This window comes from Paenibacillus baimaensis (assembly GCF_025567575.1).
In genome coordinates this window covers 25,011-50,446 of the sequence record NZ_JAOQIO010000069.1, presented here as the reverse complement: position 1 = coordinate 50,446, position 25,436 = coordinate 25,011, and the positions used below count along the sequence as shown (strand labels likewise).

The following is a 25,436-nucleotide window of genomic DNA, read 5'->3' as shown; positions in this document are numbered from 1 at the left end:
TGCATCCTCCTTTATTTTGCATTATGCATCATGATCGAGTGTCTTGTTTTCCTTATGCTTGTTTATCCAGGGGATAGATCGGTCTTTTCACGTATTGAAAGTCGAAATGGCTCAGATTAGCGGAGCAGCAGCCTGGTGTATCCACATGTATAACACGTTTGGCGAATGCTCCAAGCGCTGTTTGCCAGGCAATTGCCGATTTAACAGCAATAATATGGTAATCATCGGGCCATATACCTATATAACGCAGATGTCCCAAATCCCATGGCGGTGTCCGCTTTTCCGTTACGACTACAGTTAAATTACCGCTTACTATAACCGCCGTTCGTCCCATATCGGCAAGCTGGCCGGTCATATAAGGACCAACATGATGATAAAGACCATCGAACAATAAACGGATCTGTCCCTTCAGTTCAACAGGCAGACCGTGAAGCTTGTCATGCCTCCCACCCACTTGCCCATGGAACACGCCCCCTGTACCGATTTCATGTGCTTGCTGCGCGGCCTGTGGGTCACACATAACGATGAGCGATTTACAAGGCAAATCCGTCAAGTGCTGCAGTATATGCGTGGCGTCACCTGGAGCCCCGCCACCTACATTGTCTGATCCTTCGGTTAGGATTACCGGGCCTTCCGGATTGGCTACAGCTAAAGCTACCGCATCTGCTGGAGGAACAAAGCTTACAGTAAAGCCCTCCCGACGTGACCATGCGGCCTGGACAAGACTAGCGGCATAATCTTTAGCCAGCCCCTCGTCACCATCAGTCGTCACGACAAAGGACATACCGGCTGCAGGTACATCACTGTAGGGAAATCCTCCGGCTACGGTTACGTTTAATACCTTATTATCTTTTTCGATGGCAAAAGCCAGCTCCATTACTTCTTTCATCATTCCTTGATCGGTCAGCATTCCTTGAGGAATGACCAGCATATTCGTGGCACCAAATGCCTGCAATGGCCTGATCTCTCCCTGTATCATCCTCACAAGCAATTGGAAGGCCTCTGCGGCCCTATCGAACATATCCACATGAGGGTACGTATCGTAACCGACCAGAATATCGGCCTTTTCCGTCATTTCGACGCTGATATTCGCATGTAAATCCAAGGTAACTGCAATCGGCAGTCCGACTCCCAGACGCTCTCGCAGGCGTCCCAACAGCTCGGCTTCCATATCCGGAATCGCTTCTCCAACCATCGCTCCATGTAAAATCAGGATCAGTCCGTCTATGTTATCGTCTATCGAATGCACGATATCACTCAGCAAGGCTTCGACCGCTGCCGTTTCGACCATGCCGCTTGGTGTAGCCGCCGTATACAACCCAACGGCTAAATCTGCCCCAACACTGCGGGCGGCTGCAATAACACCGCCCATTGAGGTTTGAGTATGCTCATAGCGCTTGTAAAATAACTCGCTTCCCGACACGTACTCGGCAGAAAAAGCTGTTAATCCAGTCGTTCCCGGAGCAAACGTATTGGTCTCGTGATAAAGGCCTGCAACGGCTATTTTTAGAGCTTTAGGCTTCACTTCCAGATACCTCCTTCATATCCCGATCAGGCATTGCTTCTTGGGGAAGGAATATAAGCAATGACATCAATCTCAATCAGGTAAGATCCAATACCGCTAACAACCGTTGTTCGTGCTGGATATGGGGCAGCTACTATTTTCTTGTAGGCTTGATTATAAGCAGGAATATCCTCTGCACGGGACAGAAAAGCATTCGTCTTCACCACATGATCGAAGCTGATACCAGCCGCTTCCAGAATCGCACCGACATTACGGATGCACTGCTCCGTCTGTTCCTCAATTGTCGTACCGGACACCTCAAGCGTATCCGGATTAACCCCTACCTGACCGGACACGTAGAGGAAGTCTCCGGCACGAATGGCATGGGAGAACGGTAGTGGAAATTGCGGTGCTTTACTCGCATGAATGGAAATTGACATGAAATAACATCGTCCTTTCTAATGTTAAATGTAAAATAGTAGAATCGCCGTGTTACGGTATTGTAGTTTTCTAGCTTTATCCATCGCGTCTGTTCATCAGGCAGTAGCTCCGTAGACTTAAATCGATTGCTCCGGTCCAATCGTTCCTGCTGTTGGTAGGGCAATTTCTGTATCCTGTATGCTCAGATTATCGATATATACATCCGTGCCTGTACCCGCCGTGCTTCCCGAAGCTATATTGAAATGGGTGATTTGATCCCCTGTCAAATAGTTTGCTGCATTGCCTTTAAAGCTGCCGTTCACCCATACCCCTATTTGCTTGGCGGGCACATCGAATCTCAATTCGATATCATACCAGACTCCTGTTGCCAAATCTGTCGGAACCGGAAGCTCAACACGGCTGCCCGCGGTATTGTATACCTTCAATGATCCATCGGTTTCCAGCATAAACTGGAATATGGTTCCAGGTGCATTGTGAACGTAGGAATACGGCTCACGTAACGAGAAGCTGAACAGGTTGGAAAGCTGGTTCGCGTATACGCTGAATTTGACGGTCCCTTTTCTCATTGCAGGGAAAAGTCGGCTGCCAGCTGTCAAAGTCGAAGTATTGTTATCGAAGAGCCGTAAAGAGCTTGCTCCGCTTCGGGATTGATTACTGCTGACTTCCATTGTATCGCCCAATTTCCACCAATAATCATTTTTTAAATCGGTATACTCAAAATCGTCCGAGACGCCATGCGAACGGTACAAATAACGATTGAAATCCTCGATTCTGATTGTTTGTGCTGTCGTTAATGAATTGCCCCACCAGCCGAATAAATACGTATCCGAATCCACCTTGACCGTAGATGGCTGTGTGGCTATACGTTTGGTCGGATTAACCGCGGCTTCGGAAAGACGGGTTCGACCTAAAATATCACGCATACCTCTCCATGTTGCAGCTTCATCCGAACTGTAAGCGAGTGTAAGTGGATTACGCAGATAGCTGGTTCCACCAAAGCTGTTGTTGCCTGGCCAGAGCAGCAAAATATCATGATTCGTGTGGCGTGTCATAACCGACATTGTATTTGATGAAAATACAGGTGCATCGATTGGCGCAGACCATGTCCGGCCATTATCCGTCGAGGTGCTTTGGGCCAGTCTGTATTTATCGGAGACCTGCTGACGCATATACATCAATAAGTTTCCATTATTCAGTTGAGCTCTGAAAGTCCGCCTTCGCCGCCACTTGAGGTGACAGAAAGCTGGCTGACACTCTTGGTCCACGTGACCCCCTGATCGGTCGAATAGAGTACACTGGTTGCCAGTGATCCGTCAGGTGCTTTGACGTAAACGAAAGGAAAGATCCAGTCCCCATTCACCAGCTTGATCGGATTCGTATAAGTGACATTATAATTAATTGGATAGGTAACACCATTGTAAACAAGCGTACCCGTATCGATTTTTACAGGCTGGGCAAAGGTTCGACCGTTGTCCGTTGATTTGGCATAATATAGATCGTTCCGGCACGCGTTACCGGCTGTCAGGCAATTGGTCGTCGTATACCCATAGTAGGAATAGAAATATAGGAACACATTGCCTGTAGCCGGATCGACGAACAGCGCTGCCGGTTCATCCCGTCCAGCATCATTTAGATTGATGATCGGCGAAGGAACAGTCCAGGTAAGGCCACCATCTGTTGAATATTTGGAGTAGATACCACTTGTCGTGGAACCGACCGTATTGGCAACCATCATGATGTCTCCATTTGCCAGCTTTTCAGGCTTCACATTATCCTTGAACAGCGAGGTCGTATGCTCAACCAACGTTTTATTGCCATATTCAACCTGCAGAGCCTCCTGACCCGCTCCTGTAAACTCGGCCGATGGATTACCATAATACATCGTGATGGTTGAACTGCCTGAAGCCAGAGCCGGAATACGAACATAAAATCCGCTGCTATCCATGTAATAAGCCAGCTCCCGATTCGCTGCATCAGCAAAGCGAATATCGCGATAATCCTGCTGCAGCTTGCCGGCAGCAATCAGACCACTTGTGTCCAAAGCCGCTTTGGTCACATATACAGCTCTGTCTTCAACAGAAGCCGCAGTGCTATTGGTCACCTGCACGGACTTTTTGTAGGCCCATACGCCCCCGCCCGCAGCTGTCCATTCCCCGGTAGGACGATTAGTTACATACACCATGCTTTGCAGGTTCGTATTGGAAAATGTAAAATCCAAATCATCGATATGATTATGAATTTTCACGTATCTTCCTGAACCGGACAAGTTATACAGAATAAGAGTATGATCCAGCTTCAAAAAATCCCAGTCGGTTATCTTGCTATAACTCATGTTGTCGTTGCTGACGTATACCGACAAGTCGGTTTTCTCAAGTCGGGAAGGCCCTTGGCTTTCAACCAGCTCGATTGTATTGAACGTTCGGGTAACACCCAAATCGATGCCAAGGCTTCGATAGTTGTAATCCAGTGCTGCTGCGACAGCTGCACCCCAACTGCCGATCGATCCGCTAGTCGGATTCATGTCCTGGTTCAGGTAACCAACCGTTCCCGTATATGCACCGGAATGCGGAGTGATGAGCAGCACTTCCAGCATGGCTTGCAGGTTGGATTGCTTCAGCCAGGTTCCCGCAGCACCTGCATCAGTGAAATTGGAATGGACCTTAACATATCGTGCATTGGCCGAGAAATTGTGCAAAATAACAGACTGGCCCGACTTCCAGAAGCTCCAACCCGTCAGTTGTGTATAGGTTACATTATCATTGCTCACATAAACGGCGAGATCCGAGCTGTGGTTAATGCGATTGGTGCTATCCTCATCAATCAGCCTGATTTCATTGAAGCTCCTTGACGCTTGCAGGTCGATGCCGATACTGCGGTTGTAGTAGTCGAAATACGCTGCATTGGTGTAACCAAAGTTCGCCATTACACCGCTTCCTGGAGAACTGTCATTATTTAAGTACCCTACACTTCCCTGCCATTTCCCTGCGTATGCAATCGAAGCATTCCATGTGTTCGGAAGCAGACCTGCTAACAGAAGCAGGGCAAGCATTAGACAAATCCTCGATCTCATTCAACATCTCTCCTTATAATTGGTAAAGGAATCCATTCATATGATGGTAGGACCATTATCCTCGGATGATGTATGGATTCTGATGCTGCTTAACTTCTGTCAACGGTCTGGGAGCTCAAGCATGTGATAGGAAACTAATAATAACTTAGTATGGAGCTGTTATTTAAGCTCCCCAACAGCATTCATAATTTTATGATAAAGAGCATTAATCAATGGGATATGGATCTCAGACAGTTGGGGCAACGGCTCTCTCACATCTCCGCAGTCAACCCCCCGCATTTTGACCAATGCTTTTAGAGCCGCATACACAGGCAGCTGCAACAGGTCAGCAATAATATCGTTAATCGTATACTGCAGCTGCTGTGCTTCAGCGATCCGTCCGGCACGGTATTCACGCTCCAAACTCACAAACAACTCGGGCATGATCCCGTAGGTTCCTCCGATACCCGCATCCGCTCCCATGATTCGTCCTGCCAGGAATTGTTCATCAGGACCATTAAAGAGCATGAAGCCCGGTCCGCCCATAACCTTAAATTGCTGCAGCTCGAAGGTACTGGCTGTCGTGATTTTAATACCGATAACTTTAGGGCTTTTGATCATTTCCTTCAGTAGGCTTGGAGTAAGGCTAAACCCTGTCGTTGATGGGATATGGTAAATGATAAAAGGAAGCTCGGTGCTGTCTACAATCCTCATCCAATGCTTGCCAACGCTTTCCTCACGATAGCCGTAATAGAATGGTGAGACAGCTGACAGCGCATCTGCACCTGCCTTCTCCGCATGAATGGCTAGATCCACACTTTCTTTTGTCGTTAATGTCCCAACATGGGCAATGACCGTGACGGCTTTTTGGCTTTCCTCCAACACGGCCTCCAGTACCTGCTTACGCTCATCACTGCTTTGCAGCAGCCCTTCACCCGTGCTTCCGCCGACATAAAGTCCGTCTACTCCTTTATCCATTAAAAACCGTGTCAACTTCTTCACCGCAGTCGTGCTGATATTGCCCTCGCTGTCGTAGCAGGAATTCATCGCCACGATCACACCTTTAAATTTGTCTGTTGTACTGGCTGACATTGTTGTTCCTCCTTGCAGTATTTAGGGGATTGTAGTGGTAAGCTTGCTTGGAAAAGCTTTTCCTGCATGTAGTTAATTCTGTTATTCATGTGAGGCAGCGAGCAAATAGATCGGTTCACCACGTTTGACGATCGGTGTTCCTACCATCATGACAAGAAAACCGTCGGCGTAGGCTCGAACCTCCTGAAGGCTTTCACCGCTTAGAGCATAGATCGTACCGATAAGATCACCAAGATGCACCTCGGACATGAGCTTGACTCGAGGGATAAAAAAGCCCTCTGCTTCAGAGACAACGGAAGCATCGAAGTTGCCGTCCCCATAAATGGTCTGTATTGAAGCAGGAGATTTACCCAGTTCCCTTTGGTCTGGAGCCACGAGCATTTTCAGATGGTTCATCAACCTGAGTGAGCCTGTGTAAAAGCTGTCTGAATCCTGCTGACGTATTCTTCTTCCTCCATAAGCTTCCGTATATAACCACGGAATGCCCAACGATTGAGCAGATGAAATACTGCGGCCTGCGGCAATAGTGGAATGTGCCCAGAGCAGATCCATACCGAAAGCGATGGCAGCAGCACGGCTTCGTTGGCCCAGCTCCGAATGCTCATCATGATAATAGCCAACCATCGTTGCTACAGCGTAATGTGTACCCCCACTGTGCAGGTCAAGCAGAAAATCCGCATGGGCAATAAATTGGTGGTGCAGTACGTAGGCGAGCTGCTGAGTTATCGAGCGCTCCGGATCACCGGGAAATGCACGGGCCAAATTCACATCATCGTCCGGGCTGATTCGAGTGCCTCCCCTGTAAGCAAGCGGGTTGGCTGTAGGCAGCATGACCAGCCTGCCGATCACATCCTGCGGGGACAACTGGTTATACAATCGCAGTATGGTATCGATCCCCTCATATTCGTCGCCGTGGATACCGGCAAATACGAGCAGTGACGGGCCTTCCTTTTCTCCTGTTATCTGAAGTACCGGCAAGGTCAGATCTGTATCAGGATGTACTCGAAAAGTTAAGCTTGAGCTGCCTTTCGTACCACGCTCATACTGATTCCAGTCAAAATGATGTTCAGTTTCCAGTGATCGTTCATCTGCCATACCCTGTGCCTCCTCTATTCCTGCCTTCATCAACCCAATCCGCTCCGTACCATGAAGCGGATCATACAATACTTTCAGGTGGCTCTCCGGCTTCAAACCGTCGATGTGCCAACATAATATGCTCATTGGCATGCTCCAGAATAGCTGTTCCATGACCAGAGAACAGCTGTTTGAGGTTCATCGATGACAAACTGGCTATCGTCCTGCGGTATTCACTTAAGGAAAAGTCGGGGCTGCTTTGAAGCGCAAGCATGCCTCCACTAAATACAGTGTCACCCGCAAACAGAGCTCCAAGCTCAGGGCAGTATAAGGCGATCATATCGGCGCTGTGTCCGGGAACCGCAATCACTTGCAGCGTCAGGTTGCCTATTGCTATTGTTTCCCCGATGCACAGTGTCCGGTCAATTGGACACGCCTTGAAGCGATACCAAGCCGGATAAATCCCGTTTCGCCTTGCTTCAGGTAGTGAAATCCTTGCTTCATCACCGGAAGCAACTATATCCGCTGTCAGGCTGCCAGCCAGCACCGGAACGGACAAATCATGACGAAGCTTGGAGGCACCACCCGCATGATCTGCATGTGCATGGGTCAAGATCAATGCTTTTATCTGTTCTATGGCTATACCGTCATGTTGAATCCAGGCGACAATTGCGTTTGAGTCCATCCCGGAGCCAGCGTCGATAACCACATATTCACCACCGCCATCTACTAAGTAGATATTGCAATCGAAAGCATTGCTGATTTTGTAACCCAAATCGCCGCCGCCAATGGCATACACCGATTCCGATATTTTCATGCCTGGCCCGTCCTCTCGTACATGGACAAACTTACAGGCCTTCGTTCTGTCGCGGATTGCTCTATAGCAGCCGCTACCCGGACAGCACGAAGCGCATCGTGCGGAAGCAAGATTTCAGAAGCTTTTCCTTCCGTGACGCAGGCTACAAAGTGTTCCAGCTCACTCGCAAGTGCACCGCCGATTCTCCCATGTAATTCAAATCCGGCAATAAGTGAGGGTACATCTATTTTGTTATTACCAATATAAGAGATACTCTGTTCGGGGTCATGAATTTGAATCGCTCCATCCTCTGCCGTTATTTCCATTCGTACATCTGCGAAGGATGACGCACCATCCGGGAGGAGCCAATTATTTTCCAATATGCCGATTCCCCCTCTGGAGAATGTTAGCATTGCCCAGCTCAAATCGCCTGACCGATCGGCTCCAGGTGGGCTGGTCGCATACACCTCACACACCTCATCCTCCATATACCAATGCATCAAATCGATATCATGGATTCCGAGAATATAGACAGGTGCAACGCGGTTATACATCGAGAAAAAGGCTTTGCCATTATTTCGCTTCGCATAAATGGATCGAAGTGGTCCATATTCTCCTGCGGAGAGCTTCATTTTTACAGCTGCATAACGAGGATCAAAGCGCAGCACATGCCCTGTCATCAGCAACCGATTATGCTTCATGGCCGTTTCGATAAGCAGCGCAGCATCCTCGGGAGAGTGGGCGAGCGGCTTCTCCACGAATACATGCAAACCCGCTTCAAGTGCTGCAACTACTGGCTCCTTATGCAAATGCTCCGGTGTGAGCACATCGACAGCATCCAGCTTCTGCTGTTGAAGCATTTCGCGCCAATCTGTATAACACTCCGCCTGTGGGAACCAGGCTTTGAATATCGCAAATTGCTCAGGATTGCGGTCACATATAGCCGTAACCTGTACATTCGGCATCTGCTGCCAGATATGTCCATGCAGTGCGGCGAAACGCCCCAAGCCTACGAGGCCAATCCGTATAGGATTCATCGGTACCAGTCCTCTCTTGACTTATTGAACTACTACCTCTAATTGTTAAATATCCAGACTCTCAGCTTGCAGTGTTGGCACTACTTTATTGCTCACCATCGCCGATAAACGAGCTCCATCCTTGAAGCCGACACCACTGATGATACAAACGACGGGATTCCCGTGAGGCTGCTCTGCTCTAGCACATGCTTGAATCAAGCCGGCGACAGACGCTGCCCCGGCGGGCTCGCAGAAGATGCCCTCCTCCGCTGCCAGCATTCGCTGCGCTTCCCAGATCCCCTCATCCTCCACGGACATTGCGGAGCCGTCACCTGCAGCCATTACCGACAGTGCAGCCTTGCCGTCTGGCGGATTCGGCACCTGCAGACCGGAAATCAGCGAAGTCGATTCCCCAGGTGCCGGAACAGATTGCCCATTTGCATAAGCGCGAGCAATATTCGAGCAGCCACTCGACTGTACGGCAACCATCTGCGGCTTACCTGAGGTATATCCGAATCGAAATAACTCGTTAAATCCCTTCCAAATTCCCAGGTATAAACCGGCGCCACCCGCTGGAGCATATACATGAGAAGGCATTGCCGCCATCTGGTCAGCCAGCTCAAAAGCAATCGTCTTCACACCCTCCATCGCAAAAGGGTTATATCGGTAAGCTGTGATCATCACCTCCCAATCCTTACGCTGTGCGGCTGCAAAGATATGGCTGAAGACGCGCTCTCCAACCTCAGGACTGACTCCGAATCCCGCTACCTTTCGAACCTGCGCATTGTAGGCCAGCATCTGCTCCAGCTTGGCTTCTGCCATATGCTCCAAAGCATACAGATGGTACGGAATGCCTGCTTTAGCTGCATAAGCAGCAACCGCTGCCCCGGCATTGCCAGAGGAGGTGCCTATGCATGCTTGTCGTCCGTTGGCCAAAGTCCACGATATCCCCATCGCAGCGATCCGATCTTTGTAAGAGCCGGTCGGATTACCACCCTCGTATTTGAAATAAAGCTCTTTTAACCCGAGCCGCTTGGCCAAAGCTACGCTCTTAATAAGCGGGGTCATCCCTTCACCGGCATACAAGCGGTTTTCTTTGTGTACCTCTGGCAGCAGCTGATGATATTTCCAAATTCCATTTTCAGTCGGGTCCATCCAGGAGCCCTGTGGCTTTTCATAATCCAGCAGCAATACACCCCCGCATAAGGGGCAGGAATAAGATAATACCTGTTCAACACCCGTATGACACTCGCTGCAAACCGCCTTCATCAGAAACACCCCCTTCAATAGATATGATGGTATGACCATTGTTGCGAGGGAGCTTCCTCCCAGACTGCCATATGGCTCGATAGATCATCAAACTGCCCATTCGAAATACTCTCAGCGATCCTACTTCATCAATCCGTATATTTTTTCAGCGGACGGAGATGGAGCTCCATCTCTTTCTTCGCTTTACTTACATCCTTCGCACGAATGTACTCAACCAGCCTTTGATGCTCTATAATCGATTTTTTTGTATCCTCCAGATTGCCAAAGTGCAGCTGCCGAATATTCAGGAAAAAATCGGTAATTAATTCGCTGAGCTCAAAGTAAGTTTCGTTACCTGTAGCTCTGAACAAGGTTTGATGAAATTGCAAATCCTCCTCGAGCGGCATTTGCCCGCTATCCAGCTTGGCTGCCATTGCTTCATTCCATACATCCATTTGGTTGATAAAACTGAGATCGTATTTCTCGATGGCCATTTCTACGGCACCCAGCTCCAGTATGCGCCGTGTCGCCAGCAGCTCCTTCATCTTGCGCTCATTCTGATGCCACCGGAATGATACCTGATCCATCACGGGCTTGAGCGATAACGCATTGACATATATACCATCGCCCGTTTTGATTTTGAGAATACCGATCATCTCCAGCGACTTCAATGATTCCCTGACGACGGTACGGCTTACGCCCAGCATGTCAATTAGCTGCTTTTCAGAAGGCAATCGTTCTCCTTCCTTGAGCTCATTTTCAATAATATGATTTTTGATCCGTTCACTGACGATATGCGACAAATTCATTTTTTCAGAGATTTCCACTGCCAGCTCTCCTCCTGTATCTATAGGCAAACCTAGATTATGGTATGACCATTCTATGTTTTAATTTAAATCTACTCCATCGTATTGTGTCTTGTCAACGTATCGTACCTTGCTCTGAGCACCACTTCCCCGCGCATCCCAAGCACTCTCATTGACAAAATGTGAAAAGAAAGCTAAGATTTCGTAGTGGTCTGACCATACAATATCAGGCCTGTTTAAATAGAGTGAGGAGCTGCCAGCTATTATGAAACCGATTGATAAAAGTGAACGTTATACCCTTACACAATTAGTCGTTCAAAATCTAAAACAATTCATTCTCGACAGGAGCATGCAGCCCGGAGACAAGCTGCCGGCCGAAAGAGAGCTATCGCTAATTCTCGGTGTCAGCCGCGCCATCCTTCGTGAGGCACTCCGTTCACTGGAAAGCTTCGGTATTCTGGAGATCAAGCACGGAGAAGGCAGCTATGTGGCGACCAACTTTGTGAATCCCCTCTTTGAGCAGCTATCCTTTATTGTGCAAATGAATGCCAAAACCGTCCGCGAAATTCACGAAATCCGTTATTTGCTGGAGGCCGCTGCCCTTGCAGCCCACCCTACTCCTACATCTGCCATATGGGCGGAGCTTGAACAGTTAGCAGATCAATATGCCAATCCTGAGCTGAGCCATACTCAACGCGCCACACTGGATGCTAAGTTCCATCTTACCCTGATCCTTTCACTCGGGAACCAGACCCTGGTCTACCTGGCAGAGCCACTCATTCAACAGGTACCTATGAAAGAGCTTGATCTGAATGGAATTGAACAGAGCGTCCAGGAGCACAAGCGTTATTTGGAGGCCGTACGTAATGGTGATATGACGCTGGCCGCGGCAATTTTGTTAGAGCATCTGTCCGATAATTCCTCTACCAGGAGCTCCAACCCCCGTCTATAATCAGATTATGACCGGTCACATACTTCGAGGCCCGTGAAGCCAGATACACAATGGCTCCCTTGATATCATCATCGTCAGCCATTCGGCCGAGCGGAGTCCGCTCCTCGTAATTGCGCAGAAACTGCTGTGAAGCTATTTCCTTGTCGCTTCCCACGGGATTATAGCCTCCTGGACTAATGCAATTCACGCGCACATTGTATTTCCCGTAATAATTGGCTAGCCACTTGGTCATACCAACCATTCCCCACTTGGCGTACGTATACTCGATTCCACTCGTCATGCCGCTGTCACCATATACCGGAAAATGGGGTCCCAATATACCCTGAATCGACGATATATTAATGATACTGCCTTCCTTCTGCTCTCTCATCACCTTCACAACTGCCTTGGATAGCAGCATCACGCCGAGTCCATTCACCTGCTGAGCCTGCAGCCAACCCGCTGCTGTCGTATGCTCAATATCGTCCAATCCTTCACGGGATACCGAATTATTGACAAGAATATCGATGCGACCAAAGCGGTTGACCACCTCCGCAGCCAATGCGGTAATGCTCTCCTCATCACTCAGGTCTAGTGCTATCGCCGCTGCCTGACAGCCTTGCCTGCTTAAAGCTTCCACCTGCTCCTCACATTTGTCGATATTTCGTGAAGCCACAATCACCATGGCTCCAGCCTGCCCGAGAGCTTCCGAAATATGAGCGCCATAAAGACCTGAACCTCCGGTTACTATGGCTACCTTGTGATCCAATCGAAATTGATCCAGCACCTGCATCGCTGCTTCTTCCTCCTCAACCCTTCACACTGCCAACCGTGATGCCCTTGACAAAATAACGCTGAAACACGATGAAAATGATGAAAATGGGGACAAAGCCCAAGGTTGCGGCTGCCATCTGAGCACCGTAATTAGCTGAAAATTCACTAATCAGTGTAGAGATCCCTACATTGATCGTCATTTGTTTACTGTCACTCAGCATAATCAACTGCCACAAATAATCATTCCAGGTAAAAGAAAAAACGAATATAGCCAAAGCTCCGATACCCGGCTTAACGACCGGTACAAAGATCCGGGTAAACAGGCCAATCTCACTGCAGCCATCGATTTTGCCCGCTTCCAGAAGCTCGTGGGGAATTGTCTGGCTGAATTGCTTCATCAAAAATACCGCAAAAGGAAGCGCCAGAATCGGTAATATAACGCTGCCCAGATTGTTGACCAAATGAAGATCTCTCATTAATGTGAACATCGGCACAAGTCCCAGCTGCCTCGGAATCATCATGGTCGTGACGACGGCGCCAAATATGAGCGCTTGCCCAGTGAATTTGTGTTTCGTAAGCGCATACCCAGCCATCGTAGCAATCACACAGGCCAATAGCGTAGCAATACCAGCGACGAGCACACTGTTCAACAACCATTGAAAGATTTCACTGTCCTTTATCAATCGCGAGTAATTCACTAGAGTCGGGTTAAGCGGGACGAGATCGGGCGGAATTTTGATCGTCGTGGACTGATCCTTGAATGAACCGGTTATCATCCAATAGAGTGGGAACAAGAAAAAAATGGCGCATGCGTATAACAGCACATCAGCGATCCATCCAAGCAGTTTTGCCAGCATTCGCATGCCCTCCTAATACTCGACATCGGTCTTGAAAAATTTAAATTGAACCACCGAGAATATCGAGATCAGCACTGCAAGCACGACACCCATCGCCGAAGCCAGACCCAAATTCCCGTATTTAAACGCCGTCTCGTACAGCAGGTACATAATGGTCGTGGTCGAGTAGCTTGGTCCTCCACCCGTCAGCAACTGCACAACAACAAACGTTTGAAAAGCACCGATCGTTGTGGTCACAATGACATACAACGTCGTAGGCTTCAACAGCGGTAGCGTAATATTCCAGAATTGCTTCCAAGGTGAAGCTCCATCTATGGAAGCCGCTTCATAATAGGAAGAAGGAATATTGCCGAGTGCCGCCAAGTATAAAATAATCGGTTGGCCGACACACCAGGTAATGACCACAATGATGACAGCAATCAAGGATACATCCGAATCCGCCAGCCACATCACCGGCTTCACCCCGACCAGGGACAAACCATAATTTCCGATTCCGCTAACCGGATTGTAGATCCACAGCCAAGTTACCGACAAGATGACCTGCGAAGTGACAATCGGCAAGTAAAAGCTTGCCCGAAAGAAGGAAGCTATGGCTGCAGATTTTCCAATAATAAGGCTGGCCGCAACGATCGAGAAAAATACAGACACAGGAACTACACCCAACACCAGACCAAACGTGTTCAGAATCGAGCGTACAAATATTTCGTCCTTGAGCAAGGCTGTATAATTGCTGAGCCCTACCCACTCCTTTTGTCCGATGCCATAGTCAAACAGGCTCAAATACAAGGCATCCAGAAACGGATATATTTCAAAAGCAAGAAAAACGATCAAAAAGGGCGCTATGAAAAAAAATCCCCAAAATTCCTTGTACCATCTTGAAGCCATAAACATTCCCCAATTCTCTTGATGAACTGATCCGGAAGTTTTTGCAGCAGGCAAGCTACCGGCATGACAATACTCGATTCTGCTTACTTTGAATTTTGCGTAATGATCTCATTGGCTTTTGTCACCCAGTCATCCAAAGCCTGCTTCGCTGTTTTCTTCTTGGTGATGGCAGCCTGCAGCTCGGGAAAGAAGGCATTTCGGGTTGCAGCATAACCTGGAATAGCTAAACCGATATCGCTGGAATATTGAAACAGCTTGGTAGTTTTCCCTTGTATCGAATCTGGCTGATACGTCTTGGACAGCGACTTGCGCGCTGCGAGAACGGAAGGTACTTTTGCCATTTTCTCCATGCTCTCTTTGCTGTTAATGAACTTTACGAATTCCTTGGACCATTTCATCTTATCTTCGTTTTTGGTGTTCCATGCCCAGGTTCCGTTGCCGAACAGGATCGAGTTGGACGTTTTACCGTCTTTGGATGGATAAGGAATCAAGTCGTATTCGAATTTCGGTGCAGAGCCTTCCTTAAAAGCTTTATCGAACGCGCTGACATTGCCTAAACTGCCGAAGGTCATTCCGATTTTCCCTTGCAGGAACATCTCATTAATGACAGAGCCTGCTTTCAAGCCTGCTACGCCGGGTGGAGTGATGCCTTCGTCAATGATTTTGATTAAATATTCCAAACCGGCTACGCCTTCAGGGGAGTTGAGCACCGCTTTTGTTTTATCATCAGACCAGGTTTTGGCTCCGAAACCCCAGAGGAACATATGATGACCCTGATCACCTCCCGTATCGCCAGCGTACACACCGAATCCGTAAATTCCTTTCGCCGGATCGTTTACTTTTTTGGCAGCCTCTAGAAACTTGTCATAGCTCCATGTGGACATATTTTGCGGTAATAGCTCCAGTGCGCCTTTGGCTTTAAAAATATCCCTATTCACCAGCAGCCCGGGAGAGGTAATGCTATTAGGAAAAATATACAATTTATTATCTACAGATAATGAGTTCAACGTGCTTTCTTCGAAGTCCTGCTTATCGACAATATCATTCAGGGGAAGCAGCAGGTTCTTCTTGGCATAGGTGAGCGGCCAGCCAATAGCGCCTTGCTGTACATCAGGGAGCTCCGAGGTATTAATGGCGATACTAATCCGTTCACCGATCTTGTCGTCCGGCGTTTTAACGATGTTAATCGTGACATTACTGTTCGCCTTTTCAAAATCCTTTTTGATTTCCTCATATGTAGCCTGAATATCATCGCGGGAATCGACCCACCAATTCAGAGCAACCTTCTTGGCCTTTGAAGCCTCATTGCTCGGATTGCTCTGCTGCGGCGAAGAGCTCCCCCCATTCGTACAACCTGCAGCCAAACTCGTGGATAATACTAATGCAGCCAAAGCGGTTTTTGACCTTCTCATATTTCGTCCCCCTGTTCGATTGATGAATAATTCCGTTCAAGCCTCCGAACTACCCCTGACTACTACCCGATAATGATTTATTGTACCTCAGCTTGCAAGCTTCCAACACCACCATTCTTATGAATAGTATGGTCATACCATTATTCCGATGACGGTGATACGAATTTAAGTGACAGCTAGATTATGGTATGACCAGATTATAGTTTAAAATGATCTTACCTGTTTCTGTTTATTCTGTCAATTCATTTTCTTATATTTGGGTAATTTTATGTTATATAATCTAACGTATTGTTCAATAAATAACTCAGTTTCAAGTGGTCATTGTTTTTAATGTTATGTTATATGACATTTTTGTTGAACAAACTTAAGCTCAATATAGTTTGTTCGCTGCTTGACAGCAGTGCAGCCTCTGCAACAGCTATGGATGTATATGCTGCTGATCCATCCAGTAACAATTTTTTATCCTCATCAATTGGCAGGTGAAGAATGGCCTTGCGAAACGTATCCATTTCCCGTTCCATCGGCGTACGCAGGAAAGCGGGCGGCCGCATCTGCGGATCTCCATAGATCACTCCACCATCCATGCGCTGATACGTTTGAATCCGCTCCTGGTCCTCATGATCAGCACTATGCAATCCGATGATCGCCTCCGTCCGCCCATCCTTGCGCAGCTCTACCGTTGAATTTCTAAAATCGATTTTGATGGCGCCAAGTGTGCCATTGATTTTCATATAATGCTCTCCCCACTGGAAACCTGACCCATACTGCAATGTACAAAAGGTCCCTGTGGCAAACTGCAGGCTGATCAGTAGCACGTCATCCTCATCCCCATAACCGTCTCCTCGATGAGCCACATTATCGGCCATCATGGATACTTTAACTGCAGGTCCCAGAATGGACAATACAAGATCCAGCTCATGAATATGGTGGAAAAGATGCCCGCCCGATAAGTCCTGCTTTTTCTTCCAGCTGACCTCCTCCTTACTTTTCTCCCAGCCCGTTCGTTCGCTGTGAGCAACGACAAGTTGCCCGATCTCGCCTTGTTGAATCCAGCGCTTCACCTGCTCAATTCCCGGAAAAAAATGCAAAATGTGCCCAACCATCATGTGTACCCCTGCTTTTCTGCAAGCATCCAGCATTTCCTTGCAATCGCTCAGGCTTAGCGCCGCAGGCTTCTCACAGAACACATGCTTACCGCAGCGGGCTGCCTCGAGGACCGCTTCCTTATGCGCATAATTGGGGCTCGATACAATGATCGCATCCACATCCTTACGGCTAACCAGATCCTCCAGACGATGCTCAACCCTGCAATCAACCTCCATGGCAAGAGCCGCTGTGCTGCCCCCGCTGCCTCCGTAGACCGCTACAACCGTCGCTCCTTCCAGCTTATGCAAAATACGCGCAAATTCAGCGCCAAAAAAACCGCAGCCTACAATACCAAAACCAACATTTTTCATGTAAACGCTTCCTTTCTTCTATTTATTCCATTGCGTTGGATCAACAAATTGGCGAGGAATATCAGCAAAAGCTTGCTCAACACGCTCTCGTGTCCGTTCGGAAAGAGCGGGACGGTTCAAAAGCTCCAGGTTATGCTGGATTTGCTCAGGAGTTTCCGCACCGATAACCAGACAATGAACATTCTCCAAATCGCGAACATAGCTCATAGCAAGCTCTGCGACGGATATGCCTTCCTCCAGTGCCAGCCTGTGAAGAGTCTCAAGCAGAATGCTCCCATCAGCTTGAATGGCCTCTGGCAGCGCATCCTTCTCCAGAAAAAACAGACCCTGCAAAAACACACTTCGAACGACTATCCATTTCCCCCTGCTGGTAAAATCATCGAGCGCGCCGCAATGAACCATTCGTCTGTCAAACAAGTTAAGAGGAAGCTGCACCATGTCAAATATATCATCCTGCACCAATCCGGCGCTGTAGGCATACTGCTCGACAGGATCGGCTCCAAACGATATGCCGGCTCTTTGAATGAAACCCTCCTTCTGCAGCTTGTGTAGTATACGGTTCACCTTGTCTCCGTATACTTGCAGCATAACAGGATCATGAATCATTAATGCAGACAAAGAATCGACCTTCAGACGGCAAATAATTCGTTCGGTCGTCTGCACCATCTGACGCTCCAGCTCCAGCTCGGAGGTGTGATGAAGATCAACCTTCAGCTTTGATGCTATAAACGGCGGTTGTTTACCTATGAAAAAGCGACCCAGCTTCAGTTCTGCATCTCCATACTCATGAGCTGTGTCATAACAATTAATACCTGTATGCTCGCAATATTCAAGTAAGGCGCTCCCATCCACAGTACCGAGGCGATTGTTAATTCCATAGCTGCCCAGTCCCAATTGTGCAGTACCCAGCATATATCGTGATAATTTCAGTCCATTGCGTTCGATATACGGTACAGCCGTGCCGATCATCGTTTTCCTCCTGTCTTGTATCTTCTTCCACCCTTGGATATAGTTTGGATTTCAACAACAGTATTATGGTCTGACCATATTATTTAAATTTTATACTCTTACCCGGCAAGTTGTCAATACAAGTTTGTCATCGTTTGTCCGAATTTTTAGACTTCGCTATCCGATTTAAATGGAGCTGCTTGTATGCACTATTAATGGTTGTACAAACCGATAATTCCAAAACCATAACGATAATGACAGCTGCAATTTTTATTTCACTTACTCGATATTTGTATTGCATAAGATATTAATATTGTTTATGATCAAGGTTGATAATTGAATATTTGTGGGAACAGGTGCTTCAGCAAGCTGAAGCTTAAAAGGGAAGTTCGGTGCAATGCCGACGCGGTCCCGCCACTGTAACGGAGAAGTCCTCAACGATAATGCCACTGATCTTAGCAAGGTTAAGATTGGGAAGGCCGTTGATGATCATGATCCCGAAGCCAGGAGACCTGCCAGTTCTGACAACACTGCTTTTACCTACGAAGGATAGGGAGGTGTTAAGGACGGCCAAAAGTTTCATACAATAAAACTATGGGCATCTTTACCTTTTTCTTGTTATAGGGTAACGATGTCTTTTTTGCATTGTATACGATGTTCCGGCTTTAACAAGGTGGCACAGGAAATACAATTATGAGAAGGAACACAGGAGGAGACAAACAAGATGTTGATTTATTTAAAGAAAACTAGTTGGTTCACATTCGTTTTGACTTTACTCATCGCATTATCCGCTTGCAGCACGGCTACAAACTCGGCTAGTTCAGGTACAGGTGCTAACAATGCCGCAGCAGGTACAAGCTCCGCGATGGCCGATCAGCAGGTGCTGAAATATGTTACCTTGAATATGCCCCGCTCGTTGGATCCAACTAATGTAGATGCACAACGAATTACGTCGGACGGGATTGCCGAGCCATTGGTCATGCTCAATGATGATGCGACCTTACGTCCATGGCTGGCCAAGTCATGGAAAAACGTAGAGCCTACCCTTTGGGAAATGGAGCTGCAGCCTAATGTGAAGTTTTGGAGCGGAGCAGTGATGGATGCGGCAGCAGTCAAAGCAGCGCTCGAACGCCATCAGAAGCTGAACAAGCGGGCTTCCTCACAGATCGGCGGCGTGGAGTTCATCGTCAAGGATGCATTGCACATTCAGTTCAAAACACCTAAGCCTGACCCGGCTTTTATTTTCAAGCTTACCGGATTTGCAATCCATAATGCGGCTGAGGCGGATCGTCTTGGCGATAAGTTTAATAAAGAAGCCGATTTAACCGGATTTATGAAACCCACGCAATTTATTCCCGGCGAGCTGCTGATTGCCGAAGCCGTTCCCACATATTGGGGCACGAAGCCGAAGCTTCAGCGTGTCGAGGCAAGGCTGGGTTCCGATGGTCAAGGTCGCCTGCTCGCTATGAAAAGCGGAGATACTGACGCCGATATGAATGTGGAGGTTGAACAACGGATTGCCTATGAAAAGGATAAAAAATTCAATGTGCTGTACCCTCCGGGCTCAACGCGCAATTTATGGCTGAACATTAAAAAGGTTCCCGCTTTTCAAGACCCCAAGGTTCGCTTGGCTATAAGCCTGGCCTTGGATCGCAAAGAGCTCATTGACGGTGTGAGCCGTGGATTTGCGGAGCCCGTGACAGGCCACTTCCCGAAGGGACTTCCGTATGCACTGGACAAAGGGCCGGAATCCGACCGTGCCAAGGCAGCGCAGCTGCTTGAAGAAGCAGGCTGGAAAGCCGGAGCAGACGGTGTTCGTACCAAGGATGGTCAAAAGCTGCAGTTCAAGCTGCTGACTTACTCGTTCTTTCAGCCAACTGCTGTAGCTTTGCAAAGCCAGTTAAAGGCTGTCGGCGTTAATATTGAAATTGCACCTGTTGAAACAACAGCTTCGAATCAGTTAATGCTTGACGGCAATTTCGAGATGGCTACCTACTGCTCCTGCGGCAGTGTAACCGGAGATATCGGAGGCCAATTGAAATCGTACTACCGGAGTGGCATTGTCAGCAATTATGGTGGATACAGCAATCCTGAGGTGGACAAGCTGATCGATCAGCTGTCAGCTGAATTTGATACCAACAAGCAAAATGAGCTGGCGAATCAAGTTCAGAAGATCGTACTGGATGAAACCGCAATCGTATATATGTATAACTCGGCAAGCTGGGGCTCGGCCTACAACAACAAGGTGAAAGGCATAGATGAGAACCTGAGAACGAAGATTGTACCGGAAATGTACATCAGCAAATGAGTATTTTCAAATATCTGCTCATTCGTATAGCGGTCACCATTCCTGTACTTCTCGGTGTCACTCTGCTCATATTTTCGTTATTACGTTTTATTCCAGGTGACCCTGCGCAGATGATTTTGCTGACGATGTTTGATCCCGGGGCAACCGTGACTGATCTGGATGTCGATGCCGCTATCCTGCGCAAGCAGCTGGGGCTTGATCAGCCTTTTGCGGTTCAATATTTGACATGGCTGAAGGAGATCGTTTCCGGTAATCTGGGAACCTCCTTTCGCAGCCGTACACCCATTACAGAAGAGCTTTGGGTACGGATTCCGGCAACCTTGGAGCTGGCAGGCGCAGCATTGGTAGTCATGCTCGTCATAGCTTTACCTTCTGGGATAGCCGGTGCCGTATTTCATCGGCGTCCTACCGACCATATCACCCGTTTTATCGCGTTAATGGGCGTATCCGTTCCGAATTTTTTTCTCGGATTGGTATTGGTTTATTGCCTTTCCTATCTGCTCGGTTGGTTTCCCACACTTGGAAGAGGCTCTTGGCAGCATTTGGTCCTCCCTGCTTTAACGCTCGGAACAGGGCTGGCTGCAACGACCTCCCGATTGCTGCGCACCTCTTTATTGGAGGTGTTTTCCAAACGCTATATGGTGCTGGCAGAGGCCAAAGGACTGCCTCGCTCTGTCATCGTATACAAGCATGCCCTGCGCAATGCGCTGATTCCCGTTATTACCTCTTTCGGCATGATCATCGGCGGTCTGCTCGGAGGAGCTGTTATTATTGAAACTGTTTTTTCATGGCCGGGTATCGGACGTTATGTGGTCGATGCCATCAACGGAAGGGATTATCCCGTTATTCAGGCATTCGCCTTACTTATGGCTGTTACCTATGTCATGATCAATGTGCTGATAGATATCATATACCGCTGGATCGATCCCCGTGTGCGGATAGAGGAGGGAACCCATGGATAAGCGAATGCTCAGACAGCTGCGGTCAACGATAGTAAAGGACCCGATTGCCTTGATTTTGCTGCTATTCATCGTTGTGGTGATCATACTCTCATTGGGCGCACCCGTATTCACAAGCCATGATCCGGTCAAGGTCGATTATGCACAAGTGTTTATGCCACCCTCGGGTGAACATCTTTTGGGTACCGATAATTTCGGCAGAGATGTGTTCACACGGTTGATCTATGGAGGCTCTGCTTCCTTAACGGCTTCCTTCATGGCTGTCGGCCTAATCATTTCACTTAGTCTAGTAATTGGCGTAACAGCAGGATATTTGGGAGGCTGGGTCGATCAAATACTGACCCGCTTCATGGATGTACTGCTTTCGTTTCCAACCTTGGTACTGGCGATAGCTATTGCAGCGCTGATGGGTCCAGGATTAACGGGCTTGATGATCGCGGTAGCCGCCGTATCCTGGCCTTCTTATGCACGGATTTTCCGCAGCTATGTGCTGATGGTGAAGCAGGATGGTTATATTCAGGCAGCACGCTGTTCAGGGACACCGGCTTGGAAAATCATGCTCACTCATATACTGGGAGCCATTATCGGACCAATTCTGGTGCTCATAACGCTGGATATTGGATATGTCATTCTAAGTATCGCTTCCTTATCATTTCTTGGCCTCGGGATTCGTCCGCCACAGCCGGAATGGGGTGCTATGTTAAATGAAGGCCGAGCTTACCTGGAGGAAGCGCCTTGGTTATTTCTAGCTCCAGGTACAATGATTTTCGTTATGGTGCTGGCGACTAATTATTTGGGTGACACGGTTAAGGATGCATTGGAGCCAAGAACACTTCACGTTCCGCTGCTATTCAAGAAAAGAAACCGAAGGAGCAGGAAGCTCACCGAAAGCTCAAGCAGCCAAAGGGCAGCGAACATGGAATCGGCTGCAGCCGCAGCCATTGGATATCAGCAAGCAACTGCGGGTAAAGAACCGCTGCTTATCGTCAGCAACATCAGTGTGGAAGTGCTCAGCACTCGTAAACGTCAAAAGTCGCAGCCGATTTTACAGTCGATCAACCTGGAGCTATATCCAGGAGAATGTTTAGGCTTGGTCGGAGAAAGCGGCTCTGGCAAAAGCACACTGGCGTTGACCATCATGGGACTTCTGAGACACCCACTCCAACAATCGGACGGCAGCCTCGCCATTCTGGGAGAAAGTACGTCTGACTGGCAATGGGAGGATTGGCGGATGATCCGCGGCAAGCGGCTAACCTATATTACACAAGACCCGATGGATACCCTCAATCCAACATTGACGATCGGTGACCAACTGCTGGAATGTCTGATTTATCATCAACACAACCCTGCATTAGGACGAGTCGAGATGAAGAATAAAGTTATCGATATGCTGTCCAAAACCGAGCTTGCACCAGAGGTTTATGCCATGTATCCTCATCAGCTTAGTGGGGGTATGCGGCAGCGGGTCGTCATAGCCATGGCTATGATCAATGATCCACAAATCATTATTGCCGATGAACCTACAACAGCGCTCGATGTAAGTACACAGGCCAAGATTATGGCACTGCTCAAAAAACTGCAGCAAAGCAGTGGCGCTGCGATGATCTTTGTATCTCATGATCTTAGGCTCGTTGCCCAGGTCGCAGACCGTATTGGCGTGATGCATCAAGGCCGTTTGATTGAAATGAATGATGTGAAATCGATTTTTACGCAGCCCCAAGAAACCTACACCAAGCTGCTGCTGGCATCTATTCCTCGTCTGTTTATCCCGCAGCACAGCCCGGTTATGGCGAAAGGAGATCCTTCATGCTGCAAGTAAAAAATTTGCAAAAGGCCTATCGCAGCAAGCAAGTGCTACATGCTATTGATTTTGCGATAGCACAGGGAGAGATTGTCGGATTGATCGGCATGTCCGGATCAGGGAAAAGCACCATCGCCAAATGCATAATGGGTCTTGATAAACCAAGTGGTGGCGATATACTATGGAATGATCAGTCCTTGTTAAAATGGAGCGCTCGAAGCTCATGGAGACAAGACATTCAGATTGTGTTTCAAGATCCCCGAACCAGCTTGAACCCGCGTTGGACAGTAAGACGCAGCATCGCCGAGCCGTTACGAAATTATGGCTCTGCTACCGAGGCGCGGATTGTTCAGCTTTTGCTGGAGGTTGGTTTAGACGAACGGTATTTGAACCGCTATCCAGACGAGCTGAGCACTGGACAATGCCAGCGGGTATGCATAGCCCGTGCGCTAGCATTAAAGCCGAAGCTGCTTATATTGGATGAGCCATTATCGGCCCTGGATGTGTCGATTCAAGCGCAAATGCTCGTACTGCTCAAGCAACTTCATCTTTCGCAGCAGGTCAGCTACTTATTTATTTCCCATGATATAGCCGTCGTATCCGAGCTATGTGAACGTGTGCTCGTCATTGAGAAGGGCACGATTGTCGAGGATACTACGGCGATACGATTAATTAGCGAACCCAAGCATGCCTATACACGCAAGCTGCTCGCCGATACGCCTACCTTTCCTCAATTTAATCAGTAGAATTTACTAGAAAGCGGTGAAAGCATGGCAACCTGGAATTTATCCGAAACGCAGCATCATGTGCTAATTTGCAACGGCGGGAGCTGCATGAAGCATCAGGGGGAAGAAGTCACCTTGGCCATCCGGGCAGAAATAGCTGCACAAGGTGCTGATCGTTTTATCCATACCACAAGAACACGCTGTAATGGACGCTGCCAGGATGCTTGTGTGGTTACCGTATATCCGGAAGGCGTATGGTACAAGGACATGACACCGGAAAGCGGTAGAGCGATGGTACGCGAACATTTGCTTCAAGGCAACATCCTGCAAGAGCATATGGTGTACAGCTTTAAAGATCGTTTTGTCCCTACAGGATTAGGCCCCGAAGGCGTGCAAAGAAATTAATAATCGTTGATCATAGTCCCCTCTCGATTCATCAGTCTCGGTACTAGTACAAGTTAGTACTTACTGAAACCTGATCCATTAACTACTATTAATAGTATAAGTAGATAATGAGAGATTGGGTGAGGTTCTGATGGGGATATGGGTATTATTGATCGTACCGACTGTTACGATTGGGCTTGGGCTGCAGCTGATGCATAGCGTTCCGATAACATTTGTGTTATTTTACAGCTGGCTGCTGTTTGTACCGTTAATTGACTTTTTGTTTATTCAAAAAGTACCTCTTGATGAGGCGATCAAACAGCTAGGCTTACATCCTCGTAAGAACTCTATTGCTGTCGGTGTCTTATCCGGGATCATATTTGGCCTTATTATTGTTATCCCTGCTTCAATTCTCACCCCTATTCTGTTTGATATCAATGAAATTCAGCAGACCTTGGCTGGCTGGGGTTTCTCCGGGAATAAAGGTTGGCTGATTCTTATTTTAGTATTGGTTAACCCTTTGCTGGAAGAATTGTATTGGAGGGCTTACGTCTATCAAAAGCTGCTGCGCAAAGTCAGCTCTTATGCAGCTATTGGCTGGACGGCGTTGTTCTACACCACTTACCATTTACTTTCATTGATCACGCTGCTCAAATGGCCTTTCCCCCTTATAGCGCTCCTCCCTGTTTTCATTGCAGGTTTGTTCTGGGGTTACTTGACCCGCAGATCCAACTCATTGATTGGGTCCGTGATCTGCCATGCTTTGGCCGATGGTGGAATTATGGCGGTATATGTGTTGTATTTAAGCTAAAAAAGCATTTCATATCTGCATGTCTTAAAGAGCCTTGCATCCATAAGTGGGATGAAGGCTCTTTTGCATTTCTTTTACCTATATGATAACAATCCATTTAGCAGTCCGGTGAATACGTCTCGCTGCGCGGCCAAATAGTATGATTTTACCAGTTAAAT

The 25,436-nt window shown here is 48.0% G+C and carries 23 protein-coding genes and 1 riboswitch; of the genes, 7 read left to right on the top strand and 16 right to left on the bottom strand.

The features are described 5' to 3' along the window. Window positions 1-52: 52 nt before the first annotated feature. From OB236_RS17105 to OB236_RS17060, 10 genes are all read right to left on the bottom strand, one after another. Window positions 53-1,525, bottom strand: a complete 1,473-nt coding sequence (locus OB236_RS17105) for a M81 family metallopeptidase (RefSeq protein WP_262685075.1) — start codon at window positions 1,523-1,525, stop codon at window positions 53-55. A 26-nt stretch (window positions 1,526-1,551) separates the two neighbouring features. Then, window positions 1,552-1,944 carry a RidA family protein gene (locus OB236_RS17100; RefSeq protein ID WP_262685074.1) on the bottom strand — a complete coding sequence of 131 codons (393 nt, stop codon included), beginning with the start codon at window positions 1,942-1,944 and terminating at the stop codon, window positions 1,552-1,554. A 117-nt stretch (window positions 1,945-2,061) separates the two neighbouring features. Further along, on the bottom strand, window positions 2,062-3,120 hold the full coding sequence (locus OB236_RS17095) for a sialidase family protein (RefSeq protein WP_262685073.1): 1,059 nt from the start codon (window positions 3,118-3,120) through the stop codon (window positions 2,062-2,064). A 17-nt stretch (window positions 3,121-3,137) separates the two neighbouring features. Then, the gene (locus OB236_RS17090; protein ID WP_262685072.1) at window positions 3,138-5,015 is read right to left on the bottom strand and encodes a DUF2341 domain-containing protein; all 1,878 of its coding nucleotides are present in this window, start codon (window positions 5,013-5,015) and stop codon (window positions 3,138-3,140) included. 159 nt (window positions 5,016-5,174) lie between these two features. Then, on the bottom strand, window positions 5,175-6,086 hold the full coding sequence (locus OB236_RS17085; RefSeq protein WP_262685071.1) for a dihydrodipicolinate synthase family protein: 912 nt from the start codon (window positions 6,084-6,086) through the stop codon (window positions 5,175-5,177). Window positions 6,087-6,167: 81 nt separating this feature from the next. Further along, complete coding sequence (locus OB236_RS17080) at window positions 6,168-7,307, bottom strand: succinylglutamate desuccinylase/aspartoacylase family protein (protein WP_262685070.1); 1,140 nt, start codon at window positions 7,305-7,307, stop codon at window positions 6,168-6,170. Beyond that, window positions 7,243-7,977: an MBL fold metallo-hydrolase gene (locus OB236_RS17075; protein WP_262685069.1), complete on the bottom strand. Its 735-nt coding sequence runs from the start codon at window positions 7,975-7,977 to the stop codon at window positions 7,243-7,245. Before OB236_RS17075 ends, OB236_RS17080 begins: the two co-directional genes overlap by 65 nt. Then, window positions 7,974-8,993 carry a Gfo/Idh/MocA family oxidoreductase gene (locus OB236_RS17070; protein WP_262685068.1) on the bottom strand — a complete coding sequence of 340 codons (1,020 nt, stop codon included), beginning with the start codon at window positions 8,991-8,993 and terminating at the stop codon, window positions 7,974-7,976. The genes OB236_RS17075 and OB236_RS17070 overlap by 4 nt, the downstream gene beginning before the upstream one ends. Window positions 8,994-9,038: 45 nt before the next feature. Beyond that, window positions 9,039-10,241 (bottom strand): threonine synthase, encoded by a 1,203-nt coding sequence (locus OB236_RS17065; protein WP_262685067.1) that lies wholly within the window; start codon window positions 10,239-10,241, stop codon window positions 9,039-9,041. Window positions 10,242-10,369: 128 nt separating this feature from the next. Beyond that, window positions 10,370-11,047: a FadR/GntR family transcriptional regulator gene (locus tag OB236_RS17060; protein ID WP_262685066.1), complete on the bottom strand. Its 678-nt coding sequence runs from the start codon at window positions 11,045-11,047 to the stop codon at window positions 10,370-10,372. Window positions 11,048-11,291: 244 nt separating this feature from the next. Between OB236_RS17060 and OB236_RS17055 the strand changes: the two genes are divergently transcribed. Then, window positions 11,292-11,978, top strand: coding sequence for a FadR/GntR family transcriptional regulator (locus OB236_RS17055; protein WP_262685065.1), 687 nt, complete (start codon window positions 11,292-11,294; stop codon window positions 11,976-11,978). Here the strand turns inward: OB236_RS17055 and OB236_RS17050 are convergent. The 6 genes from OB236_RS17050 to OB236_RS17025 all read right to left on the bottom strand — a co-directional run bounded on the left by OB236_RS17050 (window position 11,950) and on the right by OB236_RS17025 (window position 18,311). Next, window positions 11,950-12,750, bottom strand: coding sequence for an SDR family oxidoreductase (locus OB236_RS17050; RefSeq protein ID WP_076230758.1), 801 nt, complete (start codon window positions 12,748-12,750; stop codon window positions 11,950-11,952). The genes OB236_RS17055 and OB236_RS17050 overlap by 29 nt on opposite strands. Before the next feature lie 16 nt (window positions 12,751-12,766). Next, window positions 12,767-13,588 (bottom strand): carbohydrate ABC transporter permease, encoded by an 822-nt coding sequence (locus tag OB236_RS17045; RefSeq protein ID WP_262685064.1) that lies wholly within the window; start codon window positions 13,586-13,588, stop codon window positions 12,767-12,769. Window positions 13,589-13,600: 12 nt separating this feature from the next. Continuing rightward, the gene (locus OB236_RS17040) at window positions 13,601-14,473 is read right to left on the bottom strand and encodes a carbohydrate ABC transporter permease (protein WP_256711293.1); all 873 of its coding nucleotides are present in this window, start codon (window positions 14,471-14,473) and stop codon (window positions 13,601-13,603) included. A gap of 83 nt (window positions 14,474-14,556) precedes the next feature. Continuing rightward, a complete protein-coding gene (locus OB236_RS17035; RefSeq protein WP_262685063.1) occupies window positions 14,557-15,885 on the bottom strand; it encodes an ABC transporter substrate-binding protein in 1,329 nt (442 codons plus the stop codon). 338 nt (window positions 15,886-16,223) lie between these two features. Further along, a complete protein-coding gene (locus OB236_RS17030; RefSeq protein WP_262685062.1) occupies window positions 16,224-17,342 on the bottom strand; it encodes a Gfo/Idh/MocA family protein in 1,119 nt (372 codons plus the stop codon). Window positions 17,343-17,360: 18 nt separating this feature from the next. Further along, a complete protein-coding gene (locus tag OB236_RS17025; RefSeq protein ID WP_262685061.1) occupies window positions 17,361-18,311 on the bottom strand; it encodes an aldo/keto reductase in 951 nt (316 codons plus the stop codon). A 316-nt stretch (window positions 18,312-18,627) separates the two neighbouring features. Beyond that, window positions 18,628-18,824, top strand: a riboswitch (cobalamin riboswitch). Between the two features lie 190 nt (window positions 18,825-19,014). Here OB236_RS17025 and OB236_RS17020 point away from each other — a divergent pair. From OB236_RS17020 to OB236_RS16995, 6 genes are all read left to right on the top strand, one after another. Then, window positions 19,015-20,598 (top strand): ABC transporter substrate-binding protein, encoded by a 1,584-nt coding sequence (locus OB236_RS17020; protein ID WP_262685060.1) that lies wholly within the window; start codon window positions 19,015-19,017, stop codon window positions 20,596-20,598. Then, on the top strand, window positions 20,595-21,560 hold the full coding sequence (nikB, locus tag OB236_RS17015) for a nickel ABC transporter permease (RefSeq protein WP_262685059.1): 966 nt from the start codon (window positions 20,595-20,597) through the stop codon (window positions 21,558-21,560). The genes OB236_RS17020 and nikB overlap by 4 nt, the downstream gene beginning before the upstream one ends. Next, window positions 21,553-23,376 carry a nickel transporter permease gene (gene nikC / locus OB236_RS17010; RefSeq protein ID WP_262685058.1) on the top strand — a complete coding sequence of 608 codons (1,824 nt, stop codon included), beginning with the start codon at window positions 21,553-21,555 and terminating at the stop codon, window positions 23,374-23,376. Before nikB ends, nikC begins: the two co-directional genes overlap by 8 nt. Then, entirely contained in the window at window positions 23,364-24,104 is a 741-nt protein-coding gene (locus tag OB236_RS17005) for an ABC transporter ATP-binding protein (protein WP_262685057.1), read from the top strand. The genes nikC and OB236_RS17005 overlap by 13 nt, the downstream gene beginning before the upstream one ends. Window positions 24,105-24,128: 24 nt before the next feature. Next, window positions 24,129-24,488 carry a (2Fe-2S) ferredoxin domain-containing protein gene (locus tag OB236_RS17000; protein ID WP_262685055.1) on the top strand — a complete coding sequence of 120 codons (360 nt, stop codon included), beginning with the start codon at window positions 24,129-24,131 and terminating at the stop codon, window positions 24,486-24,488. 130 nt (window positions 24,489-24,618) lie between these two features. Then, window positions 24,619-25,278 (top strand): CPBP family intramembrane glutamic endopeptidase, encoded by a 660-nt coding sequence (locus OB236_RS16995; protein WP_262685054.1) that lies wholly within the window; start codon window positions 24,619-24,621, stop codon window positions 25,276-25,278. The last annotated feature ends 158 nt before the right edge of the window (window positions 25,279-25,436 follow it).